At 69.6% G+C, this 15,902-nt stretch carries 17 protein-coding genes; 7 read left to right on the forward strand and 10 right to left on the reverse strand.

Annotated elements, in window-relative coordinates; genetic code table 11:
• Window positions 1–3: 3 nt before the first annotated feature.
• Window positions 4–669: an arsenate reductase/protein-tyrosine-phosphatase family protein gene (locus ACEXQC_RS02450; RefSeq protein WP_374817993.1), complete on the reverse strand. Its 666-nt coding sequence runs from the start codon at window positions 667–669 to the stop codon at window positions 4–6.
• Between the two features lie 100 nt (window positions 670–769).
• On the opposite strand from ACEXQC_RS02450, the gene ACEXQC_RS02455 reads away from it, so the two are divergent.
• The 4 genes from ACEXQC_RS02455 to ACEXQC_RS02470 are packed head-to-tail and all read left to right on the forward strand — an operon-like array spanning window position 770 to window position 3,400.
• The gene (locus tag ACEXQC_RS02455; RefSeq protein ID WP_374817994.1) at window positions 770–1,030 is read left to right on the forward strand and encodes a DUF6458 family protein; all 261 of its coding nucleotides are present in this window, start codon (window positions 770–772) and stop codon (window positions 1,028–1,030) included.
• Window positions 1,031–1,064: 34 nt separating this feature from the next.
• Window positions 1,065–2,378, forward strand: a complete 1,314-nt coding sequence (locus ACEXQC_RS02460; protein WP_374817996.1) for a serine/threonine-protein kinase — start codon at window positions 1,065–1,067, stop codon at window positions 2,376–2,378.
• Window positions 2,375–2,896, forward strand: coding sequence for a hypothetical protein (locus ACEXQC_RS02465; protein WP_374817998.1), 522 nt, complete (start codon window positions 2,375–2,377; stop codon window positions 2,894–2,896). The genes ACEXQC_RS02460 and ACEXQC_RS02465 overlap by 4 nt, the downstream gene beginning before the upstream one ends.
• Before the next feature lie 15 nt (window positions 2,897–2,911).
• Window positions 2,912–3,400, forward strand: coding sequence for an SRPBCC family protein (locus tag ACEXQC_RS02470; RefSeq protein ID WP_374818000.1), 489 nt, complete (start codon window positions 2,912–2,914; stop codon window positions 3,398–3,400).
• A 93-nt stretch (window positions 3,401–3,493) separates the two neighbouring features.
• Here ACEXQC_RS02470 and ACEXQC_RS02475 read toward each other — a convergent pair whose 3' ends face one another.
• Genes ACEXQC_RS02475 through ACEXQC_RS02485 form a run of 3 tightly spaced genes read right to left on the reverse strand, consistent with a single transcriptional unit; the run spans window position 3,494 to window position 7,415 of the window.
• On the reverse strand, window positions 3,494–4,624 hold the full coding sequence (locus tag ACEXQC_RS02475; RefSeq protein WP_374818002.1) for a substrate-binding domain-containing protein: 1,131 nt from the start codon (window positions 4,622–4,624) through the stop codon (window positions 3,494–3,496).
• Between the two features lie 51 nt (window positions 4,625–4,675).
• Complete coding sequence (mmsB, locus tag ACEXQC_RS02480; RefSeq protein WP_374818004.1) at window positions 4,676–5,905, reverse strand: multiple monosaccharide ABC transporter permease; 1,230 nt, start codon at window positions 5,903–5,905, stop codon at window positions 4,676–4,678.
• Window positions 5,892–7,415 (reverse strand): ATP-binding cassette domain-containing protein, encoded by a 1,524-nt coding sequence (locus tag ACEXQC_RS02485; protein ID WP_374818006.1) that lies wholly within the window; start codon window positions 7,413–7,415, stop codon window positions 5,892–5,894. Before ACEXQC_RS02485 ends, mmsB begins: the two co-directional genes overlap by 14 nt.
• Before the next feature lie 191 nt (window positions 7,416–7,606).
• Here ACEXQC_RS02485 and ACEXQC_RS02490 point away from each other — a divergent pair, with 191 nt between their 5' ends.
• Together ACEXQC_RS02490 and ACEXQC_RS02495 are read left to right on the forward strand one after the other, a co-directional pair.
• Complete coding sequence (locus tag ACEXQC_RS02490) at window positions 7,607–8,368, forward strand: SDR family NAD(P)-dependent oxidoreductase (protein ID WP_374818008.1); 762 nt, start codon at window positions 7,607–7,609, stop codon at window positions 8,366–8,368.
• 44 nt (window positions 8,369–8,412) lie between these two features.
• Window positions 8,413–9,075 carry a dihydrofolate reductase family protein gene (locus tag ACEXQC_RS02495; protein ID WP_374818010.1) on the forward strand — a complete coding sequence of 221 codons (663 nt, stop codon included), beginning with the start codon at window positions 8,413–8,415 and terminating at the stop codon, window positions 9,073–9,075.
• Between the two features lie 133 nt (window positions 9,076–9,208).
• Here the strand turns inward: ACEXQC_RS02495 and ACEXQC_RS02500 are convergent, their stop codons facing one another.
• From ACEXQC_RS02500 to ACEXQC_RS02515, 4 genes are all read right to left on the reverse strand, one after another.
• Window positions 9,209–10,435, reverse strand: a complete 1,227-nt coding sequence (locus ACEXQC_RS02500) for an ABC transporter permease (protein WP_374818012.1) — start codon at window positions 10,433–10,435, stop codon at window positions 9,209–9,211.
• On the reverse strand, window positions 10,432–11,070 hold the full coding sequence (locus ACEXQC_RS02505) for an ABC transporter ATP-binding protein (RefSeq protein WP_374818014.1): 639 nt from the start codon (window positions 11,068–11,070) through the stop codon (window positions 10,432–10,434). The genes ACEXQC_RS02500 and ACEXQC_RS02505 overlap by 4 nt, the downstream gene beginning before the upstream one ends.
• A gap of 101 nt (window positions 11,071–11,171) precedes the next feature.
• Window positions 11,172–12,851: a hypothetical protein gene (locus tag ACEXQC_RS02510; RefSeq protein ID WP_374818016.1), complete on the reverse strand. Its 1,680-nt coding sequence runs from the start codon at window positions 12,849–12,851 to the stop codon at window positions 11,172–11,174.
• A complete protein-coding gene (locus ACEXQC_RS02515) occupies window positions 12,848–13,843 on the reverse strand; it encodes a hypothetical protein (RefSeq protein ID WP_374818018.1) in 996 nt (331 codons plus the stop codon). Before ACEXQC_RS02515 ends, ACEXQC_RS02510 begins: the two co-directional genes overlap by 4 nt.
• A gap of 177 nt (window positions 13,844–14,020) precedes the next feature.
• On the opposite strand from ACEXQC_RS02515, the gene ACEXQC_RS02520 reads away from it, so the two are divergent.
• On the forward strand, window positions 14,021–14,626 hold the full coding sequence (locus ACEXQC_RS02520) for an HdeD family acid-resistance protein (protein ID WP_374818020.1): 606 nt from the start codon (window positions 14,021–14,023) through the stop codon (window positions 14,624–14,626).
• Here the strand turns inward: ACEXQC_RS02520 and ACEXQC_RS02525 are convergent.
• Complete coding sequence (locus ACEXQC_RS02525; RefSeq protein WP_374818022.1) at window positions 14,623–15,099, reverse strand: NUDIX hydrolase; 477 nt, start codon at window positions 15,097–15,099, stop codon at window positions 14,623–14,625. The two genes, ACEXQC_RS02520 and ACEXQC_RS02525, sit on opposite strands and share 4 nt — an antisense overlap.
• 12 nt (window positions 15,100–15,111) lie before the next feature.
• The gene (locus ACEXQC_RS02530) at window positions 15,112–15,900 is read right to left on the reverse strand and encodes an SDR family oxidoreductase (protein ID WP_374818025.1); all 789 of its coding nucleotides are present in this window, start codon (window positions 15,898–15,900) and stop codon (window positions 15,112–15,114) included.
• Between the last annotated feature and the right edge of the window lie 2 nt (window positions 15,901–15,902).

A 15,902-nucleotide genomic window follows, 5' to 3' on the forward strand; every position in this document is an offset into this window, starting at 1 on the left:
CTTCTACTGGGCGGTGCGGAAGCGGCGGAGGAGCACCTGCACACGCCGGGTGATGAGGGTGAACGCCTTCTCGAACGCCTCGGGGGTGTCGCTCCGCGCCGGGTCGGGGATGGACCAGTGCAGGTCGTCGCGGCCGTGCATCTGCTCGTGCGCGCCGTCGCAGACCGTGACCACGAGGTCGCGCTCCTCGAGCACCTGGTCCACGTAGCGGGGCGCGCGGTCGCCGTCGATCGTGAGGCCGTGGCGCGCCGCTGCCGCCACGGCACCCGGATTGACGGCGGGGCCGGGGCTCACGCCGGCGGACGCGACGGGCACCCGGCTCGCGTCGCGCCAGATCGCCTCGGCGAGCTGCGAGCGCGCGGAGTTCGCGGTGCAGACGAACACCACCCGCGGGGGAGTCGCGACGACCGCGGGGGTGAGGGTGCCGAAGACCTCGGCGTTGAGACCGATGTAGGTGCGGCGCCTGTCGAGCTCGGAGCGGGTGCGCGAGACGATCCCGGCCGTCTCGAGCACGCGCAGGTGGTGGGCGACGAGATTGGACCTCAGCTCGAGGAGCGCCTCGATCTCGGACGAGGAGAGGTCTCCGAGAGTGAGGAGGTCGACGATCTGCAGGCGGTGCTGGTCACCTAGCGCAGCGAAGAACTCCGCTCGGCGTCTCAGCTCCGTCATGGCGACCGTCCAATCGTGGTGACTCAATCACTATTGACCTAATCATGGTAGGCAGGTTCCTGCACGGCACTTCGTCGCGCGCATTTCTGAGGGAGCAATCATGGGTATCGGTACCGGCATCGCGCTGATCGTCATCGGAGCCATCCTGGCGTTCGCGGTGAACGTGGACCTCGGCGGGGTCATCAACCTCGCCCTCATCGGCTACATCCTCATCGGCGCGGGCGTCATCGTCTTCCTCATCAGCCTCGTGTTCATGCTGCGTCGTCGTCAGACCACGGCCACCACCCGCACCGCCGTCGACCCCGCGAGCGGCGAGCAGGTCACCCGCAGCACGCGCGACAGCAACGACCCCCTGGTCTGAGCGCCGGCCGGTCTGGAACGTGACGATCCCCGCCGTGCGCCCTGAGAGCTCGCCCGACACCGGTGAGCTGCTCGACGGCCGCTACCAGTTGGAGTCCCGGATCGGCGCCGGCGGCATGGGTGTGGTGTACCGCGCCCGTGACGAGACGCTGGGCCGCACGGTCGCCGTCAAGCTCTTTCGCGACTCCGCCGCCGATGCGGCGCGCACGACGTCGGAGACGCGGCTGCTCGCCGGCTTGAACCACCCCGCCCTCGTCACGCTCTACGACGCCCAGGTGGCGCCGGTCGACCCCGCGAGGCCGAGCTACCTCGTCATGGAGTTCGTCGACGGTCCCACCCTCACCGAGCGGGTGGCCGGCGGCCCCCTCGACCCCGCCGATGTGGCGACCATGGCGCGCGATCTCGCGGAGGCCCTGCACGTGGTGCATCAGGCCGGGATCGTGCACCGCGACATCAAGCCGTCGAACGTGCTGCTGCGGAGTTCGCACGTGCCGGGGGAGGAGTACCGAGCGAAGCTCGCGGACTTCGGCATCGCGCACCTCATCGATTCGACGAGGCTCACGACGCCGGGAACGCTCATCGGCACGGCCGCCTACCTCAGCCCCGAGCAGGTCCGCGGATCGGATCCCGCTCCGGCCTCCGATATCTACGCCCTCGGGCTCGTGCTCATGGAGGCGCTCACCGCCAAGCGGGCCTTCCCGCAGGCCGGCACCCACGAAGCCGCTCTCGCACGCCTCACGAGCGATCCGCTCGTGCCGGCGGAGTTCGGCTACGGCTGGCGGTCGCTGCTCACGGCGATGACCGCGAGGGAGCCCTCGGAGCGGCCGAGCGCCCTCGATGTCGTGCTGGCGGCCGGCCGCCTCGCGGCGCCCGAGGAGGCGACCGGGGCCCTCGACCCCGATGCCACCGAGGCGGCCGAGGTCCTCGCCCCCGAGGCTTCTGCCCCCGAGGCGACGAAGGTCATGCCGCGGAGCACCACGCAGGCGACCGAGGCATTCGCCCCGGCGCGCACGCAGGCGACCGAGGCATTCGCCCCGGCGCGCACGCAGGCGACCGAGGCGTTCGCCCCGGCGTTCCCGCAGACCACCGAGGCGCTGCACGCGCCGACCACCACCCCTCTCCTCCCGCAGGCCTCCGAGCACGAAGCCCCCGCCCGCAGCCGTTCGCGCGTGCAGCGGTGGCAGATCATCGTGCTGGTCGTGGCCCTCGTGGTGGTGGCCGCCGTCGTGGGCATCCTGCTCTGGCAGCTCGGCGCGTCATCCGACCCCTCGAACACACCCACCCTGCCCGCGCTCGACGATCCGCTAGGCACCCACATGCAAGAGCTCCTCGATTCGGTGCAGCGATGAGGGCGACACGTCGCGGTGCCGTCTCCGCGCTAGTCCTGTCTGCGGTCGTGGCGCTGAGCGGCTGCGCCCCCGCCGAGTCCGACATCGCGGCGGGCACGAGCAGCCTCATGCAGTCGACCATCGTGACCGCCGCCGAGCAGGCCGCTGCAGGCGACACCGCCGCAGCGCTGGCCACCCTCGACTCCCTGCAGGCGCAGTTGCAGCAGGCCTCGGCCGACGGCGACGTGTCGACCGCGAGGGCCGCATCCATCCAGCAGTCGATCGACACCGTGCGCGCCGATCTGCAACCCGTCACCGAGCCGGCGCCCGCCGAGACGGTGCCCACGGAGACCGCCCCGGCCGAGACCGAGGAGCCGGTGGTCGATCCTCCGGCCACCGATCCGGGTGCCCCGGCGCCGGGCGAGGAGGACGGCGACGACGCGGAGGACGAGGACGACGGCGGCCCAGGCAACAACGGCAACGGCAACGAAGACGGCAGCCCGGGCAACAGCGGCAAAGACAAGAAGAACAAGGACTAGTCGGGGGAACCGGGAATGGCTGCAGCAGAACACCACGTGACGATCGACGTGCCGATCGCCGCTGTCTACCAGCAGTGGATCGACGTCGGATCGTTCCCGGAATTCCTCGCGGGGGTGCGCTCGGTCACGGGATCGACCGACTTCTACAGCCACTGGACGATCGGCATCGGGCGGATCACGCGCGAGTTCGACCTCGAGATCACGGAGCAGCTGCCCGAGGAGCGCGTCGCCTGGCGCACCATCACGGGTGACGTGTCGTTCACGGGGCACGCCGACTTCCAGGCGGTGAGCGACCTCAGCACATCCGTCTCGCTCACCATCGACTGGTCGCCCGGATCGGCCGCCGAGCGGGCGGCAGCGCTCATCGGTGCCGATGACAGGGTGGTGCGCGCAGCCCTCGACGAGTTCAAGGCCCACGTGGAGAAGACGGGCGGCCCCTCCGGCCACTCCTACGTCACCCTCAAGTCCGTCGACGCCGAGTCGACCACCGACACAGAGGCCTGAGCACCGCGCCGCAGAACGGAAGATGCCCATCCCCACCCCATGACGGGGCGAGGATGGGCATATCCGGATCTCTTCAGACGGCTCTCCGTCTGTTTACAGGCCGAGCTCCTGGGCCGTGTAGAAGCCGCTGTCCACGAGGACCTCCTGCACGTTGTCCTTCGTGACGTTCACCACGGGGGAGAGCTTCGTGGGCACCTCCTTGGTGCCGTTGTCGGTCTGGGTGTCGGGCTCGGGCCACTCGCCGCCGTCGAGCACATCGGAGACGATCTCCACCGCACCCTGCGAGAGGGTGATGACGTCGATCCAGGCGGAGGAGTACTGCTCGTCGGCGAGGATGGACTTGATGGAGTCGACTTCGCCGTCGCCACCGGGGAGGATGGGCCACTCGGGGGTGCCCGGCTCGATGCCGGAGGACTTGAGCGCCGCGATGACACCGCGGGTCATGCCATCGAAGGGCACCCAGACGGCGTCGAGCGTGGTGCCGCCCGAGTAGGTCGACGTGACGATGTTCTCCATGCGGCTCTGCGCGCCCTCGCCGGTCCAGTTGAGGGTGGAGGACTGGTCGAAGGTGGTCTGACCCGAGGGGATCTGCAGCACACCCTCATCCACATACGGCTGCAGAGTCTCCTCGTAGCCGGCCCACATGTCGTAGGCCACGGAGTCGGTGGGGCTGCCGTTGACGATCTCGATGTTGAACGGCCCCTTCTCGCCGGTGGGGTTGCCTTCGGCATCCTCCACACCGAGGGCGAAGAGGATCGACTTGCCGCTCGCGGCACCGTAGGCCTTGTAGTCGAAGGTCGTGTAGTAGTCCACGGCCTCGGTGTCGCTGAGCAGACGGGTGTACGACAGGATCGGGATGTCGGAGGCCTGCGCGTCGGCGAGCGGCCCGCCGAGCGACTGCACGTCGACGGCCACCACGATCAGGGCCTCGACGCCCTGCGTGATCATGTTCTCCATCTGCTCGACCTGGGTGGGCGCGTCGTCGTTGGCGAACTGCACCGCGGTCTCGTAGCCGCGCTCCTCGAAGCCCTTGGTCATCTCCTCGGCCTCGATCTGCCAGCGCACGCTCTGCACGCCGGGCATGAGGATGCCCACGGTGCCGCCTCCGGCACCTCCGCCGTCGCCGCCGCTGCACGCGGTGAGCCCCACGGCGACTGCTGCTGTGACGGCGATCCCCAGGATCCTGCGCCTGGTCGCTCCTTTGCTGACTGGTCTGATTGGCATGTTCCTGTGTCCTTCTGCTGAATGGTGCTGGGTGGGAGTGTGAGCTGCAGGTCAGACCGCGCGACGCGAGCGGCGGCCCTTGTTCCAGATGTCGAAGGCCACGAAGAGGAGCACGACGACGCCGAGCACCGTCTGCTGCCACTGCGTACCGAGGCTCATGATCGACATGCCGTTGTTGATGATGCCGATGGTGAGGCCACCCACGAGGGCTCCGGCGATGGAGCCGACACCACCGGTGACGGCGGCGCCGCCCACGAAGGCCGCTGCGATCGCCTCGAGTTCGAGGCCGGTGCCTCCACCCGAGGTGGCGAGGTTGAGTCGTGCCGTGATGATCACGCCGGCCAGGGCGGCGAGCACACCCATGTTGACGAACAGGAAGAAGTCGATCCGCTTGTCCTTCACACCCGAGAGCTGAGCGGTCTGGCGGTTGCTGCCCACGGCGTAGATGTGGCGCCCGAGAACGGTCCTGGTCATGAGGATCGTGTAGCCGATGCCCAGCACGATCAGGATGATGAGAACGACGGGCAGGCCGCGGAAGTTCGCGAGCGAGTAGCTCAGCCACAGGATGGCGGCGGAGACGACCACGAGACCGGCGATGAACAGGAGCAGGTTGCCGGGCTTCTCACCGTGCTGCACCGTGCGACGCCTGGCGAGCACCTGCCAGCCGACGATCCCGAGCACGATGAGCACACCGATGCCGAGCGTCAGCAGGTCGGGTCCTTCTGAGGTGCCCGTGCTCACGTACCCGGCACCGAGGAAGACGAAGGGCTCGGGGAGGTTGCCGATGTTCCTCGCGCCGATGAGGGCGATGGTGAGGCCGCGGAAGATGAGCATGCCGGCAAGCGTCACGATGAAGGAGGGCACCTTGGCGTAGGCCACCCAGAAGCCCTGGAAGGCTCCGGCGAGGGCCCCGACCAGCAGACTGAGGAGCAGCGCGATCCACCACTCCACCTCGTACGTCACCATGAGGATGGCCGCGGCGGCGCCGGCGAACCCGGCGATGGAGCCGACCGAGAGGTCGATGTGACCGCCGATGATCACCATCACCATGCCGATGGCGAGGATGAGGATGTAGCCGTTCTGCACCACGAGGTTCGACAGGTTCTGGTCGCGCACCAGGATGCCGTCGGTCGTGATCGTGAAGACGACGACCACGATGATGAGCGCGACGGCCATGCTGTAGCGGTTCAGGAACCGGGCGATCCGGGGGAGCAGGGTGGTGGTGCCTCCCGGTGCGCGGCCGCGCTCGGGTGCGGGTCGCTTGGTGTCAGCGGTCGACATCGGGGGTCCTCTCGAGTGTCATGAGTTCCATGAGTTTTTCGGGCGTGGCCTGCTCGATGGGCAGTTCACCGGTGATCTCGCCCTCGTGCATGGCCACGATGCGGTCGCAGATCCCCAGGAGCTCAGGCAGCTCCGAGGAGATGAAGACGATGGCTTTGCCGCTCGCCGCGAGCTCCTGGATGATCGTGTAGATCTCGAACTTGGCGCCCACGTCGATGCCGCGGGTGGGCTCGTCGAGGATGAGCACGCGCGGATCGGTGAAGATCCACCTGCTCAGCACGACCTTCTGCTGGTTGCCGCCGGAGAGCTGGCCGACCGGCACGAAGATCGAGGGGGTCTTGATGCGCATCGACTCCTTGTAGGAGGTGGCGGCGGCGATCTCGGCGTCCTCGTCCACGAAGCCGCGCTTCTTCATGCGGGGGAGGCTCGGGAGGGCGACGTTCTGCACGATGTCGTCGTCGAGGTGCAGGCCGAGGTTCTTGCGGTCCTCGGTGACGTAGGCGATCCCGGCCTTGATGGCCTTGCTCACGGTCGACACGTCGCGACGCTCGCCGTCGATGAGCACGTGGCCGGAGAAGCCGGAGCCGTACGAGCGCCCGAACACGCTGAGCGCCAGTTCGGTGCGGCCGGCGCCCATGAGCCCGCAGATGCCCACGATCTCGCCGGCGCGAGCCACGAGGTTCGCATCCCGCACCCGCACCCGGTCGGGGTCCGAGGCGTCCTGCACGGTCCAGGAGTCGATGCGGAAGACCTCGTCGCCCACGGTCTTGGCGATGCGCTCGGGGAAGAGGTGGTTGATGTCGCGACCGACCATGCCGCGGATGATCCTGGGCTGGGTGATCTCGTCGCGGGGGAGCGTCTCGACCACGGTGCCGTCGCGGATGACCGTCACGCGATCCGCGATCCGCTCGATCTCGTTGAGCTTGTGGCTGATGATGATCGACGCGATACCGCGTTCCTTGAGGTCGGCGACAAGCCCGAGCAGGTGCTCCGACTCCTCCTCGGTGAGCGCCGAAGTGGGCTCGTCGAGGATGAGGATGCGCACGTCCTTGCTGAAGGCCTTCGCGATCTCGACGAGCTGCTGCTTGCCCACGCCGAGCTCGGAGACGGGAGTGGAGGGGTTCTCGCGGAGGCCCACCATCGCGAGCAGCTCGGCGGCCCTGCGGCGGGTCTCGTCCCAGTCGATGAGGCCGAAGCGGCCCCTGACCTCGTTGCCGAGGTAGATGTTCTCGGCGATCGACATGGTGTCGGTGAGCGCGAGCTCCTGGTGGATGATGACGATGCCGTGCCGCTCGCTCTGGGCGATGCCGGCCATCTCGATGACCTCGCCCTCGAGGAGGATGTCGCCGGTGTACGAGCCGTGGCCGTAGACGCCGCTCAGCACCTTCATGAGGGTGGACTTGCCTGCACCGTTCTCGCCGCAGATGGCGAGCACCTCGTGCGGGCGGAGGTCGATCGACACATCGTCGAGCGCCTTCACGCCGTTGAAGTCCTTGGTGATGCCGCGCATCTCTAACAGGTTCTGGGGCCCCATTGCCTTACTTTCCTTGCTGATAAGCACAGCTGTAATTTGGACAGTACCACTGAACAGCGATCTTGCCACTATGTCAAATGCCTGCTCCCAGGAGTCATATGACCCTTGCCCGGGGGGTAGAACCGGTGTTGGCTGTACATCTACGCTCAACAGGTCAAGGAGGATCCATGTCGGAAACCACGAGAACCGCTGTCATCACGGGAGCCGCTGGAGGGATCGGGCGGGCCATCGCCACCGCCTTCGCCAAGCGCGGCATCTCCGTCGTGATCGCCGACCTGCGGCTCGGTGCCGCCGAGTCGACCGCCGCCGAGATCGCGGGGGAGACGGGAGCCGAGGCCGTGGGGCTCGAGGTCGACGTGACGGACTCGTCCGCTGTGGCCGCGCTCGTGGGTGCCACCGTCGAGCGGTTCGGTCGCGTCGACCACCTGGTCAACTGCGCGGGCATGTCATTGAGCGGCGCGACCGTCGACCACCCTGACGAGCAGTGGAAGAAGGTCGTGGACCTCAACCTCTCCGGCACCTTCTACGCCTGCCGCGAGTTCGCCCCCGAGCTGTTCAAGACCGAGGGAACGATCGTGAACATCTCGTCGATCGCGGCGTTCTCCGCCACGCGCCCCGAGATCCACGTCGGCTACGACGCCACCAAGGCGGGCATCGCCGCGCTCACGCGCACGCTCGCCGTGGAGTGGGCGCCGCAGGGTGTGCGCGTCAACGCGGTCGCCCCCGGCTACACGAACACGGAGCTGCTGAAGGACGTCGGATCGGCGGATCCCTCCACCATGGAGGCCTGGATCTCGCAGACGCCGCAGCGCCGGCTCATGGAACCCGAGGACATCGCGGAGGTCGTGGTGTTCCTCTCGATGCCCGAGTCGCGGGCGATCACGGCGCAGACGATCCTCGCGGATGGCGGGTACACGGCCGCGAAGTAGCCTCCCGCTATGTGGACGGCGTTCACATGCGCTAACGTCGGACCATGACGCGGCTTCGAGTGCACAATCTGGCCATCTCCCTCGACGGCTTCGGCTCGGGGGAGGGGCGCACCTTCGAGGCCCCCTTCGGGCACGCCCAGCATCGCTTGATGCAGTGGTTCTTCCCCACCCGGTCCTTCGTGGAGATGACGGGGCACGGGTCCGAGGCGGTCGGCGAGGGGGAGGATGGCATCGACGACGCGTTCGCCCAGGCGACGAACCGGAACATCGGCGCGGAGATCATGGGGCGCGGCAAGTTCGGCCCGCAGGAGGGCCCGTGGGAGGACGAGTCGTGGCGGGGGTGGTGGGGTGAGGAGCCTCCGTTCCATTCGCCGGTCGTGGTGCTGACGCATCATGGGCGACCGGATCTCGAGGTGGGGGAGACGACGTTCCTGTTCCGGGATCTGCCGCCCGTCGACGCGCTGGCGCTGGCGACGGAGCTCGCCGACGGCAAGGACGTGCGTCTCGGCGGAGGGCCTACGGTCGTGCGCGATTTCCTGGCCGCCGATCTCGTGGACCACCTGCACATCGTGGTGGTGCCGATCGTGCTCGGCCGCGGTGTGCGGCTGTGGGACGGCCTCGAAGGCCTCGAGGATCGGTTCGCCATCGAGACGACGGCGTCGCCCTCGGGAGTCGTCCACCACGTCATGACCCGCACTGCCCGCTGAGCCGCCCCGCCGGAGCCGTGTGCGCCTGGGCGGGAGGGGTCTCGGATCCACTTGTTGACATAATGTGCATTATCAGCGCACTCTCCAGAATCCGGAAGGGGCTGCCGGCGGTCGGGTCCGGGCCGGGTCCGGGTCAGGTGGGGGTTGCTCTGAGGGCGTCTGCGGGCTCGGTTCTGGCGGCCTTGGCGGCCGGGTAGGCGCCGGCCACGAGACCGACCGCGCCGCCGAGTGCTGCACACGCGAATGACAGCGGCAGATCCAGGATCGGCGTCCAGCCGCGGATCGCTGCGACGGCGACGATGGCGAAGATCGCGAGCGCCACACCGATGACACCGCCGAGCAGCCCGACCAGCACCGTCTCGGCGATGAACTGCACGGCGATCTGCCGACGGGTGGCTCCGAGGGCTCGACGCAGGCCGATCTCTCCCGTGCGCTCGGAGACGCTCAGCGTGGTGATGTTGGCGATGCCCAGGCCACCCGCCAGCAGGGTGATGAGACCGACCACGAGGAAGACCAGGCCGACGTCGTCGTCGACGTCCGACTGCAGCTGCGTCGTCGACGGTGCTCGCGACACTGAGTAGACGTCGGTTTCATTGGGCGCCAGCGCAATCGGAGCCTGATGAGCGACGAGTTCCGAGGCGCCCGCCGCGATGTGCAGCGCGAGCGTGTCGGCGACGACTCCTGTGAAGTCGCGGCGGGCGGTGCTCAGGGGGATGACGGCCGAGGAGGCGAGCTCGCCGTGGGTCGCCGACTCCCCCAGGATCCCGATGACCGTGTACGCCCGTTCCCCCAGGAACACCGAGGGCTGCGAGTCGAGGCGGTCGATGCCGAGGTCCTCGGCCGCCGCCTGCCCCAGGAGCACCACCCTGTCGCCGCGGCTCTCGTGGCCGGAGTCGAACGACCGGCCCTCGAGCACCTGTCCCCCGATCGCATCGATCAGGTCGCCCGACGCCGCCCGGATGGCCGGTGGTGTCGTCGCCGGTGCCGTGGGATCGTGCACGGGCACGGCGCTCACCCTCAGCCCGTCGGAAGGGACCGGCGCCAGTGCGGCGGCAGCCTGGACGCCGGCGAGCCGTCGCACACGGTCGACCGCGTCGTCGGGCAGCGTCGTGGTGGCGCGCTGGCCACCGCTCGCGTCCTCCGCGGTCTGCGGGGTCACCTCCACGTAGCGCGCGGCCACCGAGTCGAAGCGCGAGGCGACCTGTCCCCCGGCCGTCTCCCCCAGCCCGACGGTCAGCACGAGCGCTCCGATCCCCACGACCGTGCCCACGAGCCCGGCCACCAGCCGCAGTGGCTTCGCCCCGATGCCGCTGAGCACCTCCGCCGCCAGATCCCGCACATCGAACCCGGCGCGCCTCATGGCGCGCCAGCCGGAGGTGGAGCGGGGTGGGTGAGGGTGCCGTCTGCGAGGGTGGCGCGGCGGTGGGCTCGGGCGGCCACGTGGGGGTCGTGCGTAATGGTGACGATCGTGAGGCCGTCGGCGTGGAGTTCGTCGAACAACGTGAGCACGCCCTCGGCGTTGCGCCGATCGAGGTTGCCCGTGGGCTCGTCGGCGAGGAGCAGGCGCGGGCTCGTGCAGACCGCCCGCGCGATCGCGACCCTCTGCCGCTCGCCCCCGGAGAGCGTCGCCGGGGCGAAGTCGAGACGGTGGTCGAGACCCACCCGTGCGAGTGCCTCACGGGCCCGCTCGAGGCGTTCGGCGCGCGGCACGCCGCCGTAGACGAACGCGAGCAGCACGTTCTCGAGCACGGTGCGCGACGCGAGCAGATGGAACGACTGGAACACGAATCCGATGCTCGATCCTCGCAACCGCGATCGCTCGGCGTCGCCGAGCGCCGCGGTCGGCACGCCGTCGATGAGGTACTCCCCCGTCGTCGGCCGGTCCAGCAGCCCCAGGATGTTGAGGACCGTCGACTTGCCCGCGCCGGAGGGCCCGGTGATCGCCAGGTAGTCCCCGGCGCCGAGAGCCAGGTCGACGCCGGACAGCGCCGTCACCGACCCGGCTCCCGCAAAGCTCCGGGTGACCCCACGCAGTTCCACCAGAGGTGGAGACGCTGCCACCACGGCGGCAGTCGGCGAGTGCTGGATCATCGCGGTCACCTGCCCACCACCACTCGAGCACCGGCCCGCACCCGCGGATCCTCGGACCGGATCTCGACGTAGCCGCCCGCCGACAGCCCGGTCGTGACCTCCACGAGAACGCTGCTCGCCGATCCATCCGACGCTGGCATGGGATCGCCGGATGACATGGGCGGTGTCCCTTCGAGGAGCTCGATGCGCGCCTCTCCGCCCGGCCCCGCGGTCAGGGCGGCGACGGGAACGGCGAGCACCGCTCCCTCCGTCGATTCGACCGGGATCGAGACACGCACGTTGCTGCCCTTCAGAGACTCGACCTCCTGCGGGGTCAATCCGCTCGGGGTGAGGGTCACGTCGAATCGCCGCTCCGATCCGCTTCCGGAACCGCCACTGCCGCCGCCCGATCCGCCGCCTCCGGATCCTCCTCCGCCCGATCCGCTCCCGCTGGTTCCACCTCCGCCCGACCCGCCACCGGCTCCGGAGGAGTCGCCTGCTCCCCCGTCACCGCTCCCCCGGGCCGTGACCGCTGCGACGGTGGCGGTGTGCTCGACCCCATCGGCCCCCTCGAAGGTGGCAGTCGCCCCGACGCTGAGCAGAGCGGCATCGGCGGCCGCCGCCGACCCCTCGAGCACGAGCTCGGCGCCCGACACCGACAGGGCAGCACCCCTCGTGACGCTCCCCCGCTCGGCCGCGACCGAGTCGACGCGCCGTGGCAGCGAGCTCAGGTAGACCACCTCCGAGGCGGGCAGCGTGGTGAGGGCCTCCTCCTCGGCGCGAGCGAGAGCGGCCCTGGCATCGGCGAGCTGCCCCTCCGCAGAAGCGAGCCCGGCCCGCTCGGCTCCGAGCGGTGGGGGCTGGAGCAGGTCGTCGCGCCGGGCGAGCGCGAGCGCCAGGGCATCCTGAAGGCTCGCGATCCCGAGGCCGTCGGCCGTGGATCCCTCGGCGGTCGCCGCCTCGAGGGCGCGCTGCGCCTCGCGCACCTGGTTGTCGGCCTCCACCCGTTGGGCGATCGAGGGACCGGCGGCTGCGGCGCTCACCGCGGCACCGGCCTGCTCGAGGGCCGCCTCGGCGCTGCGCACCGCAGACCTCGCCGCGTCGAGACGCTCCGCGCTCTCGGCTCCCGCCCCTGGTGAGCTGTAGCCCACCCGGCGGTAGAGCTCGTCGAGCGCCGACGCCGTGGCGGCGTCGAAGTCGGCTGAGGCGGTATCGCCGGGATCGAGCCCCAGCGAGCCCAGCGCCGCCTTCAGCTGCAGCACGTCGGGCCCCGATAGTCCACTGCGCAGCGCCCGGTAGGCCGGCAGCTCACCGGGCAGCACGATGAGCGGGCGCCCCGCCACCTCGAGAGCCACGGATCCTGCCTCGAGCGTGCTGCCCACCTCGGGCACCCGCCCGGTCACGACGGCCGGCCCGGTGAGACCCGTGCTGTCGACCTCCACGTCGACGGCATCGGCGTAGGTGACGTCGGCCCGGCTCGTGACGGTGCTCTGGATGACGCGCTCCTCGACGGGAGCGGTCACCGGGCCCGCGGCAGGCGGCCGCGCGGCTGCGGCGAGCTCGGCGGGCGACACCACGAAGCGGCTGAGAGCCACCCCTGCCACGAGCGCGAGCACCGCCACCGCCGTGATGAGGGCGACGAGTCGGGGCCCGCGGCGCCACCGCGCCCAGCGGCGGGCTCGGCGGCGGGCGGATGGCGCGCTCACTCGGCTCCGTACCGCGCTGAGAGGGCGTCGAGCTGCTCCCGGTGCTCGTCGACGAAGGCCTGCTCCAGACGCAGTTGCTCGGCCTCCAGCGTGGCGGTGTATTCCGACGACTCGCTGCACGCGAAGTCGGCGGTGGCCGTGGCGATCTCCTCCTGCTGCAGCGCCTCGAGCGCCTCCGGATCGGGGGTGGGCGCTGCAGAGCCCTCCTCGACCGCCGGATGCAGAGCCCCGAATCGCTCGGTGAAGTCGTGCATCGGGTCGTCTTTGCCCTCGTACCCGGGGAATCCGGCCGAGGCCAGGCAGTCCGACCACTGGCGCTCCGCCGAAGTGACGGCCGGAGAGGACTGCACCTCCTCGTAGATCGCCTCCATCCCCTCGATGAGCGACGAGAACTCAGGGTCGTCGGCTGCCATCTCCGAGCCGAACTCGTGCTGGGCGGCGCCCATGCAGCCGCCCTTCCTCCAGTCGTATTCGGCGGAGTAGTCGACCGACACGTCGTCGGGATCGCCGCCCTCCTCGAACTGCGGGGCGCCCCACAGCGCATCGCTGTAGGCGGTCTGCTCCCCCTCGCTCAACGACGCCACGTACTCCGCGTTCGGATCGACGTAGTCGTCTCCCCCGGCCATGTCGGCGTAGGCATCCGTCGACACCCCGTACCCATAGGTCGTGGCGAACTCCTCGCTCCCCCATGGCACGGCCGCGTCGTCGACGGCGAAGAAAGTGCCTTCGGGTGCCACATCGGGCGAGTAGTCGAACCCCTCCTCCTTCATGCACGCCGCGACCGCGTTCTGGATGGCCGCGTCCTTCTCCGCCTGGGCCTCCGGAGAGGCCGCTCCGTAGAGCACTTCCCAGTACGGTTCGAGCGGGCTCGGCTGCCTCGAGGGCGTCACTCCCCCGCCGGGTGGCGAGTCGGCGCCCGCGCACCCGGAGACCAGCACGAGAACGGCCAGAGGGATCGCGACCACGGCGATCCGGAACGATGATGTCGACATGCCTGCTTCCTGCCCGCACCCCCGAAGGTGACGATTGCTCGTTAAACATAGACGTCACCGCCGACACCGGGATGCTCCGCAAGCCTCTCCAGGCGGATTCCCACCGGGCTCTTGCCGAACCGCTAGATTGTCACCGACAGATCACCTCGCCGCGCGGCGACTCCAAGGGGGAACACCATGACCACACCCACGATCAACCCGTCCGGCTTCTGGCTCTTCGAGGGCGACATCACCGCCGCCGCCTCGCGCTGGCTCAAGGCGGGCCTCTGGATCCGCGCGATACTCTCGCTCGTGCTCGGCATCGTGGTGCTCGTGCTCTCGGTCAACAACCCCGACGCGATCGTCTTCACCATCGCCCTGTTCTTCGCGATCTACTTCTGGATCATCGGACTCGTGCGGGTCGTCAGCGGCATCGTCAACAAGTCGGTCTCCGGCGGCATGCGCGCGCTCAACATCATCCTCGGCGTGCTGCTGATCGTGGCCGGCATCGTCGCCATCCGCAACGAGGTCGTGGCGCTCGTGGCCCTCGCCTTCGTGATCGGCTTCTCCTGGGTGCTCGAGGGTGTGCTCGCCGTCATCGAGACCGCGAAGGACAGCTCGCAGTGGTTCGGCACCATCCTCGGCGTCATCTCGGTCGTCGCCGGGATCACCGTGATCTTCCTGCCGCTCGAGTCGATCGGCATCCTCGTGCTGTTCACGGGCATCATGCTGATCGTCACGGGGATCTTCTCGGCCGTCACAGCGATCATGCTGGGCCGCGCCCCCAAGGCCAAGACGCTCTAGAGCGAACGCTCCAGGAGCTCCACGAGGTCGGCCGGCTCGACGGAGTCGGCGGTGTCGCGCAGCTCGACGGGACTCCACCAGCGCCACTCGAGAACGTCGACGCGCTCGTCATCGGTCCAGTGCGTGTCGATCGGATCGAACCGGTCCACCCGCAGCAGGTAGTACTCCTCGTGGTAGTCGCGCACGACCCCGGGCGCCGGCTCGGCCGTGAAGTCGCGCGCCCAGAACGGCGAGCCGAGCTCGCGAGGCGCCACCGACAGACCGGTCTCCTCGAAGAGCTCCCGCACGGCGGCGGTGAGGTGGTCCTCGCCCGGATCGAGGTGCCCTCCCGGCGTCAGCCACCTGGTGGGGTTCGCCGGCACATCGGCGCGCGTGAAGAACAGCAGCGCGGCCCCGGTGCGGTCGAGCAGAAGAACCCTCGATTTCAGGATGACGGCATCGGCCGACGTGGCGGCATCCGCTTCACCGCTCACGACGCGACAGCCCTACTCGCCGGGGATCGGCGCGAAGTCGGAGACGTCGCCCACGTACCGCGTGTGACCGGCGGGAATGGGGTCGACCACGGCCGACGCCACCTCGGCGGCGAACTCGCTCACGTTGTACAGCCGGCCGGCGGCCTCCTTGCGGGCACCGATGGCCCCGGGGTTGGCGCGCTCGAGCAGGGTGGCCGTGATGGTGCCCTCGATCATGTCGCCCGAGACCACCACGAACTCGACCCCCGCCTCCTCGAGCCGCGGGATCAGGGCGCGGAGGGCGTCTTCCCCGGCGCGCTTCGAGTGCGCCACGGGCTCGTACTCGGCCATGGTGGGCGTGGTGTTGATGAAGTGCGCCTGGTGGCTCGTGACGAACACCACTCGCGATCCGGGGGCGAGCAGCGGCAGCGCCGAGGTGAGCACTCCCACCTGCGCGTCGCGGTTGAGCTGCATGGCGTAGTCCTCGGCCATGCCGCTCTCCATGCCGCCCGAGGCGTTCATGACGAGGATGTCGAGACCGTCGAGCTCGGCCTGGATGGTGTCGAACATCGCGGCCACCGACTCGTCGTCGGTGAGGTCGGCGCCCACCACGATGGCCGTGCCACCCGCCTCGCGGAGGGAGGTCGCGAGCTTCTCGGCCCGTGCGGCCTTGTTGCGGTAGTTGATGACCACCGAGGCGCCTGCCCCGGCCAGGTACGCCGCGGTGTCGGCTCCGATGCCGCGCGAGGAACCGGTGACGAGGGCGCGCTTGCCGGCGAGCGAGCCGGGAGCGAGAGGGCCGGTGGTGGGTGCAGTGGACACAG

Origin of the sequence: Herbiconiux liukaitaii, assembly GCF_041927495.1 — a bacterium.
GTDB lineage: Bacteria > Actinomycetota > Actinomycetes > Actinomycetales > Microbacteriaceae > Herbiconiux > Herbiconiux liukaitaii.

Bases quoted from the DNA above. Each gene is read 5' to 3' on its own strand.
- ACEXQC_RS02450 (WP_374817993.1), bottom strand. From the start codon at position 669: ATGACGGAGCTGAGACGCCGAGCGGAGTTCTTCGCTGCGCTAGGTGAC.
- ACEXQC_RS02455 (WP_374817994.1), top strand. From the start codon at position 770: ATGGGTATCGGTACCGGCATCGCGCTGATCGTCATCGGAGCCATCCTG.
- ACEXQC_RS02465 (WP_374817998.1), top strand. From the start codon at position 2,375: ATGAGGGCGACACGTCGCGGTGCCGTCTCCGCGCTAGTCCTGTCTGCG.
- ACEXQC_RS02470 (WP_374818000.1), top strand. From the start codon at position 2,912: ATGGCTGCAGCAGAACACCACGTGACGATCGACGTGCCGATCGCCGCT.
- ACEXQC_RS02475 (WP_374818002.1), bottom strand. From the start codon at position 4,624: ATGCCAATCAGACCAGTCAGCAAAGGAGCGACCAGGCGCAGGATCCTG.
- mmsB (WP_374818004.1), bottom strand. From the start codon at position 5,905: ATGTCGACCGCTGACACCAAGCGACCCGCACCCGAGCGCGGCCGCGCA.
- ACEXQC_RS02485 (WP_374818006.1), bottom strand. From the start codon at position 7,415: ATGCGCGGCATCACCAAGGACTTCAACGGCGTGAAGGCGCTCGACGAT.
- ACEXQC_RS02490 (WP_374818008.1), top strand. From the start codon at position 7,607: ATGTCGGAAACCACGAGAACCGCTGTCATCACGGGAGCCGCTGGAGGG.
- ACEXQC_RS02495 (WP_374818010.1), top strand. From the start codon at position 8,413: ATGACGCGGCTTCGAGTGCACAATCTGGCCATCTCCCTCGACGGCTTC.
- ACEXQC_RS02500 (WP_374818012.1), bottom strand. From the start codon at position 10,435: ATGAGGCGCGCCGGGTTCGATGTGCGGGATCTGGCGGCGGAGGTGCTC.
- ACEXQC_RS02515 (WP_374818018.1), bottom strand. From the start codon at position 13,843: ATGTCGACATCATCGTTCCGGATCGCCGTGGTCGCGATCCCTCTGGCC.
- ACEXQC_RS02520 (WP_374818020.1), top strand. From the start codon at position 14,021: ATGACCACACCCACGATCAACCCGTCCGGCTTCTGGCTCTTCGAGGGC.